Origin of the sequence: Actinomadura rubrisoli, from assembly GCF_004349215.1 — a bacterium.
GTDB lineage: Bacteria > Actinomycetota > Actinomycetes > Streptosporangiales > Streptosporangiaceae > Spirillospora > Spirillospora rubrisoli.
Window position 1 is genome coordinate 1 of record NZ_SMKU01000436.1, and the last position, 6,824, is coordinate 6,824.

The 6,824-nt window shown below is 74.9% G+C and carries 7 protein-coding genes; 1 reads left to right on the forward strand and 6 read right to left on the reverse strand.

The genetic code is table 11. From position 1 onward, the window contains the following. Together E1298_RS42190 and E1298_RS42195 are read right to left on the reverse strand one after the other, a co-directional pair. Positions 1 to 728 (reverse strand): hypothetical protein (locus E1298_RS42190; RefSeq protein WP_207945168.1); only part of this gene is annotated, 728 nt, incomplete at its 3' end. After that, complete coding sequence (locus E1298_RS42195; protein WP_131902999.1) at positions 725 to 1,249, reverse strand: RNA polymerase sigma factor; 525 nt, start codon at positions 1,247 to 1,249, stop codon at positions 725 to 727. The genes E1298_RS42195 and E1298_RS42190, both read right to left, overlap by 4 nt. A gap of 131 nt (positions 1,250 to 1,380) precedes the next feature. On the opposite strand from E1298_RS42195, the gene E1298_RS42200 reads away from it, so the two are divergent. Then, a complete protein-coding gene (locus E1298_RS42200; protein ID WP_131903000.1) occupies positions 1,381 to 3,252 on the forward strand; it encodes a heparinase II/III domain-containing protein in 1,872 nt (623 codons plus the stop codon). Positions 3,253 to 3,283: 31 nt separating this feature from the next. Here the strand turns inward: E1298_RS42200 and whiA are convergent, their stop codons facing one another. The 4 genes from whiA to E1298_RS42220 form a co-directional block, all read right to left on the reverse strand. Then, on the reverse strand, positions 3,284 to 4,264 hold the full coding sequence (gene whiA, locus E1298_RS42205) for a DNA-binding protein WhiA (protein WP_131903001.1): 981 nt from the start codon (positions 4,262 to 4,264) through the stop codon (positions 3,284 to 3,286). Between the two features lie 60 nt (positions 4,265 to 4,324). Further along, positions 4,325 to 5,287 carry a gluconeogenesis factor YvcK family protein gene (locus tag E1298_RS42210; RefSeq protein WP_207945169.1) on the reverse strand — a complete coding sequence of 321 codons (963 nt, stop codon included), beginning with the start codon at positions 5,285 to 5,287 and terminating at the stop codon, positions 4,325 to 4,327. A gap of 52 nt (positions 5,288 to 5,339) precedes the next feature. Beyond that, positions 5,340 to 6,218, reverse strand: coding sequence for an RNase adapter RapZ (rapZ, locus tag E1298_RS42215; protein ID WP_131903003.1), 879 nt, complete (start codon positions 6,216 to 6,218; stop codon positions 5,340 to 5,342). Beyond that, on the reverse strand, positions 6,215 to 6,824 hold a 610-nt coding region (locus E1298_RS42220; protein WP_243726171.1), incomplete at its 5' end, for a helix-hairpin-helix domain-containing protein. The genes E1298_RS42220 and rapZ, both read right to left, overlap by 4 nt.

The following is a 6,824-nucleotide window of genomic DNA, read 5'->3' on the forward strand; positions in this document are numbered from 1 at the left end:
GGCCGGTAGAAGCGCGTCCCGGTGGCGAACAGCGTGATCGGCCCCTTGTCCGTGGCGCGCTGCACGCAGTTCGCCTTGCTCGCCCCCGTCGCGCCGCAGGCGAACCGCATCCGGGTGCCGTCGCTGTAGGCGATGTCGAAGGACACAGCGCGCTTGGCGGTGAAGCCCAGCCACGAGACCTCCCCGGCACCGCGCTCGCCGCCGTACTCGACGTACGACGGCGCGCCCAGCGCGACGGAGCGGACGTACGGGCGGCAGACCACCCGCCCGTCGATCTCCATCACACCCTTGAACGCCAGGTTGCCCCGCCCGTCGCCCATGGCCACGAGCCATCCACCGCTCGGGAACCGCAGGGCGCGGAGCCCCGCCAGCAGCCTCGCGCGTTCCTCACGCGGTGCTCCGCCGCAGAGCCGTCTCAGCATCGCCGGGTCCTCGGCGCCGCCGATGGCGGGCCTGGAGGGCCCCATCGCCCCAGCAGGCGGCCGTTCGGCGGGACCGGTCCTCGGCCCGCGGGACGCGCCGCCGCCGTCCAGGAGGTGTCCTGGGAGCACGATGGCCGCGGCCGTACAGGCCACCGCCGCCACCATGACGGGCACGGCGCGGCGGCGGGTCCGGCGGCGCTTGGCGCGCCCCCGCTCGCGCACCCGCTCCCACGCGTCCGGGCTCACCTCGTAGGACCCGCCTTGGGCGCGCAGCGCCTCCCGCAGGGCCTGCTCGATCTCCGTCATGCCGATGCACCTCCCAGGGCGCGCTGAAGGGCGGCGAGGCCGCGCCGGATGTGGGTCTTGGCGGAGCCGGGCGAGACGTCCATCGCCTCGGCCACCTCGTGGTCGGTCAGGTCGAGCCAGTAGCGCAGGACGAGCGCCTCCCGCTGCCGCCGCGACAGCCCGTCCAGCGCGCCGATCAGCTCGCGGTGGCTCTCCCGGTCGAGGACGACGTGCTCGGCCGCCGCGGCCGGATCGGGCGGCGGCGGCTGCCGCAGCCGGGCCAGGCGCAGGTGCCTGCGCCGGTTGCGGACCAGGTTGCAGACGGTGGCGCGCAGGTAGGCGGGGGCGGTCTCGGGGCGCCGCAGCGCGCGCCCCCGGCCCTGGAGACGCGCGAACGCCTCCTGGGCCACGTCTTCGGGGTCGTCCGCGCCCAGCAGCCCGGCCAGCCCCACCAGCCGGGGATAGTGCGCGGCGAACAGCTCTCCCAGCGCGGACCGGGAGAGCGCCGCCGCCTCGCCCGAGTCGAGGTCCTCAAGGAACATCACGCCGATAAGACACCCGGAAACGGACACGGATGACAGCAGCGGGCGCGCGTTCCGTCCCGTCGCCGAGCGTTCACCCGCGCGTCACCGGCGACTGTCAACCGGAGGGACGCATGGTGTGTCTCTGACCCGTGTACATACGATCTTGGTTGAAGGCCCGCCGTGCCGGGGGCGCGGCGCTGCTGGCGCTGGCCGCCGCGTGCGGGGACTCCGCCGGCTCGGCCGAGCCCGCGCCCGTCGTGTCCGGCCCGGCGCCCGCCGAGGGCACCGTCGGCAGGGCGAGATGCCTCGGCTTCAATGGCCTGGACGCCCTGAACCCGGGCGGGGAGATCCGCGCGGGCCGGTTCAGGACGCCCGGGACCGCGCCCGTGCGCGTCGCCGCCGGGACGGACGTGGACTGGGGCCTGGACCCCTACCACGACCGGACCTGGCAGCTCTGGTTCCACTCCCTCGAATGGCTCGGCGGCGCGATCAAGGAGTACACGCGGACGCACGACCGCGCCGCGCTGGAGACGGCGGCGGCGATCGCGCGGGACTGGCTGGCCGACAACCGCGACCCGGGCCGCTTCGGCGAGGACCGGCGGGAGGCGATCTCCGAGGGCACCAAATTCCGCCTGGTCACCCTCGTCTGCCTGCGCAAGCACCACGCCGCCCGCTGGCTGGACGAGGCGATCGCCCGGCACGCCGAATGGCTCGCCCGCCCCGGGCACTACTCGGGCCCCTGGAACCACGGGACCGACGAGTCGATGACCCTCATGACGGCCGGCTGCGGGATCGGCCGCGCCGACCTCGCCGAACTCGGGCGGAAGCGGCTGCTGGACGCGATGCTGCGCCCGCCCGGCGGCGCCCGCCCCGCCATCGACGCCGAGGGCGCCAACAACGAGCAGTCGGCGCACTACGCCGTCTACAACCGGGGCCGGTGGCGGCTGGCGTTCGACGTCATGCGCGCGTGCGGCCACCCCGTCCCGGACGAGTTGGTCCGCAGGCACCGGCTCCTCGACGAGTTCATCGCGTTCCAGGTCACACCGGGCGGGGACCTGCTCCAGATCGGCGAGTCCTACGCGGCGAAGGCGTCCGGCATCGCCCTGCCGGGCAGCGGTCCGCTCAAGTACGTGGCCACGCGCGGCGCGAAGGGCACCCGTCCCAAGGCCCGCGCGCGTGTCTACGAGGCCGGATACGTGATGGGCCGCTCCGGCTGGGGCGACCGGGGCCGCCCGTTCACCGCCGAGACGGCGTACACGGCCCGGTTCGGGCCCGGCCGGTACGCCCACGGCCAGAGCGACCACATGGGGCTCACCTTCCACGCCCTGGGCCGCGACATCCTCGTCCCGAGCGGGCACATCGGCTACAGCGACCCGGCGTGGAGCGCGTGGCTGCGCTCACCGGAGGCGCACAATACCCTCGTCGTCCGGGGCGCGCCGTTCACCGAGAGCGCGCCCACCGCCCTGACCGCCCACCGGTTCGAGCGCGGCGCGGACACCTTCCGCTTCTCCGACACCGCCTACGCCGGGACGGCCCGGTCCCGCTCGGTGCTCGCCGCCTCCGACCCCGACGCCCTCATGGTGCTGGACGAGGCGGCCTCCGCCGCGCCCCGGCTGGTGGAGCAGCTCTGGCACCTGCCCGCCGCGTTCACCGCCACCGCCACCGCCGACGGGACCGGCGCCGTGGCCACCGCGGGCAAGGTCCGCGTCCACTTCGCGCGGATCCCGCTGCCCGGCACGGCGCCGCTGCCCGCCCAGGTCGTCCGGGGCAGCCTCACCCCGCCGCAGGGGTGGATCGTCCCGTCCTCGCGGCGGACGCTGGCCGCGCCGGCGGTCGCGCTGCCCGCGCGGGGAACGCGGGTGCGGACGCTGACGCTCATCGCGCCCGTCCGGGACGGGAAGGCCCCGCAGGTGCGGACGAGCCCCCTTCCGGGCGGCGGGATCCGCGTCGAGGCGTCGTTCTCCGGCCGCCGGCTCGCCGTCGAGGCCGCCCCGGACGGATCCCTCCGCCGCCTCCCCTGACGCGCGCCTCCCCTGACACGCGGCCGCCGGGTCAGGGGGACAGCATGTCGGCCGTGAGGTTGGCCTCGGTGCCCGGGATGCCCTGGTCGCCGGCGCGCTTGTCGGCCATGGCCAGCAGGCGCCTTATCCGGCCGGCGATCGCGTCCTTGGTGAGCGGCGGGTCGGCGAGCTGGCCGAGCTCCTCCAGCGACGCCTGCTTGTGCTCCAGCCGGAGCCGGCCCGCGTTCACCAGGTGCTCGGGCGCGTCGTCGCCGAGGATCTCCAGCGCCCGCGCCACCCGGGCGCCCGCCGCCACCGCCGCGCGCGCGGAGCGGCGCAGGTTGGCGTCGTCGAAGTTCGCGAGCCGGTTCGCGGTGGCGCGCACCTCGCGGCGCATCCGCCGCTCCTCCCAGGCCAGCACGCTGTCGTGCGCGCCGAGCCGGGTGAGCAGCGCGCTGATCGCGTCGCCGTCGCGGACCACGACCCGGTCCACGCCGCGGACCTCGCGGGCCTTCGCGTGGATCTTCAGCCGGCGGGCCGCGCCGACCAGCGCGAGCGCCGCCTCCGGGCCCGGGCAGGTCACCTCCAGCGACATCGACCGGCCCGGCTCGGTGAGCGACCCGTGCGCCAGGAACGCCCCGCGCCAGGCCGACTCGGCGTCGCAGGCCGCCCCCGCGACCACGTGCCGGGGCAGCCCGCGGACGGGACGGCCGTTGTTGTCGATGAGCCCGGTCTGCCGCGCCAGGGACTCACCGTCCCGGAAGACCCGCACGACGTAGCGGTTGCCCTTGCGGAGCCCGCTCGGCGCGAGCACCACCACCTCCGAGGTGTGCCCGAACACCTCCGCGACGTCCTTGATCAGCCGGCGCGCCGCCACCCCGGTGTCGATCTCGGCCTCGATCACGATGCGCCCGCTGACCAGGTGCAGACCCCCCGCGAAACGCAGCAGCGTCGAGACCTCGGCCTTGCGGCAGCATGGCTTCAGAATCGAGAGCCTGCTCAGCTCGTCCTTGACCACACCGGTCATCGCCATAGATGAACCCTCCCCCTATCGGACTTCCAGCAGTCTGGCCGATGAAGGCCCGCGCGGACGTCACTCACTGAATATCTGTACGAAGGCTTGGGCCAGGCGGGCGGGTTCATGACGCGGGGAGCCGTCGTCGGCGGCGACCTCGGCGAGGACGAGCCGCCCCCCGAGCGCCTGGACGGCCTTGTCGAGCGCGCCCGGGTCGTCCACCACCTCGGCGTCGGCGAGGACGACGTCGACGCGCAGGTCCGGCGCGTGCGCCTGGAGGACCTCCAGATGGGCCTGCGGGGAGAAGTCGTCGGTCTCGCCGGGCTGCGGCGCGAGGTTCAGCGCGACGACGCGGCGGGCGCGGGAGGAGGTGAGGGCGCGGGCGAGCGCGGGCACCTTCAGGTGCGGCAGGACGCTGGTGAACCACGACCCGGGGCCGAACACGACCCAGTCGGCGTCCTCCACCGCGGACAGCGTCTCCGGGCACGCGGGCGGGTCGGCCGGGACGAGCGACACCCCGAGCACCGCGCCCGGCGTGCTCGCGCACGCCACCTGCCCCTTGACCTGGCTGATCTCGTCCGGACGAGCCGGGTCGGCGCCCCGCACCTGCGCCACGATGTCCATCGGGACGGCCGCCATCGGCAGCACCCGGCCGTGCGCGCCGAGCAGCCGGCCCACCCAGTCGAGGCCCGCGACGGTCGAGCCGGGCGCGTCCCCGCCGAGCAGCTCCCACAGCGCCACGATCAGCAGGTTGCCGACGGCGTGGTCCTTCAGGTCGCCCTCGCTGCGGAAGCGGTGCTGGACCACGTCCCGCCAGGTCTGGCCCCACTCGTCGTCGCCGCACAGCGCGGCCAGCGCCATCCGCAGGTCGCCGGGCGGCAGCACCCCGAGCTCGCGGCGCAGGCGGCCGCTGGAGCCGCCGTCGTCGGCGACCGTGACGACCGCGGTCAGCCGGTCGGTGACGCGGCGCAGCGCCGACAGCGAGGCGTACAGGCCGTGGCCCCCGCCGAGCGCGACGACCTTCGGGCCGAGGGGCTTCACCGTGCCGCTTCTCTCCCTGTCCAGGACCCGGGCCGGGTCTCAGCCGCGGGTCTCACTCACGGCCGAGGTCACGATGGGCGACCTGCACCTCGATGCCCTCGTCCCGCAGCCGGGCGGCGATCTGTTCCGCCATGGCCACACTACGGTGTTTGCCCCCGGTACAGCCCACGGCCAGCGTCACGTAGTGCTTGCCCTCGCGCTCGTAGCCGTCGGCGAGGAGCCGCAGCACCTCGGAGTAGGCGTCCAGGAACTCCTTGGCGCCGCGCTGCCCGAGGACGTAGTCGCGGACGGCGGCGTCGCGGCCGGTCTTCGGCCGCAGCTCCGGCACCCAGTGCGGGTTCGGCAGGAAGCGGCAGTCGACGACGAGGTCGGCGTCGACCGGCAGGCCGTACTTGTAGCCGAACGACACCACCGTGGCGCGCAGGCTCGACTCGCCGGTGTCGTTGCCGAAGAACCCGATGATCTTGTTGCGGAGCTCGTGCACGTTCAGGCCGCTGGTGTCGATCACCAGGTCGGCCTCGGCGCGGACCTCCCGCACCAGCTCCCGCTCGCGCGCGATCCCGTCGACCAGCCGCCCGTCGTCCTGCAGCGGGTGCGGGCGGCGGACGCTCTCGAACCGGCGCACCAGGTCGGCGTCGCTCGCCTCCAGGAACACCACCCGCGGGTGGACGCCGCGGGCCTCCAGCTCGGCGATCGAGGAGTGCAGGTCGTCGGTGAACGCGCGGCTCCGCACGTCCACGACGACGGCGATGCGGGGCACCGCGTCCTTCACCCGGCCGCCGAGGTCGGCCATCGTCGCGAGCAGCCCCGGCGGGAGGTTGTCGACCACGTACCAGTCGAGGTCCTCCAGGGACTTGGCCGCCGTGCTCCGGCCCGCCCCCGACATGCCGGTGACGATCACGATGTCCGGGATCTTGCTCTCGCTGGTCATGACCGCTTCCCCCTGTGCTCCCCGTCGCCGCCCGTGCCCGGGCCGGCGCCTGCCGCGCGGGCCGCCGCCCCGGACGGCCCGTTCAGCGCGGCGACGATGCCCTCCGCGCTGCGCAACCCGATCCCCGGGACCTCGGCGACCTGCTCGGGCGTCGCCTCCTTCAGCCGCTTCAGCGATCCGAAGTGTTTCAGCAGCGCCGCCCGCCGCGCCGGGCCCAGACCCGGAACGTTATCGAGTTCGCTCACCGTCATGGCCTTGGAACGCCGCTGCCGGTGGAAGGTGATGGCGAACCGGTGCGCCTCGTCGCGGACCCGCTGGACGAGGAACATGCCCTCGCTGTTGCGCGGCAGGATGACCGGATCGTCCTCGCCGGGCAGCCAGATCTCCTCCAGCCGCTTGGCGATGCCGCACACCGCGATGTCGTCGACGCCCAGTTCGTCCAGCGCCCGCTGCGCCGCCGCTACCTGCGGCGGGCCGCCGTCGACGACCACCAGGTTCGGCGGGTAGGCGAACTTGCGGGGCCTGCCGGTCTCCGGGTCGATCGGCTGATGCGCCCCCGCATCGACCGCCGGATCCGCCCCTTGCCCCGTCTCATTCTGGGGGGAC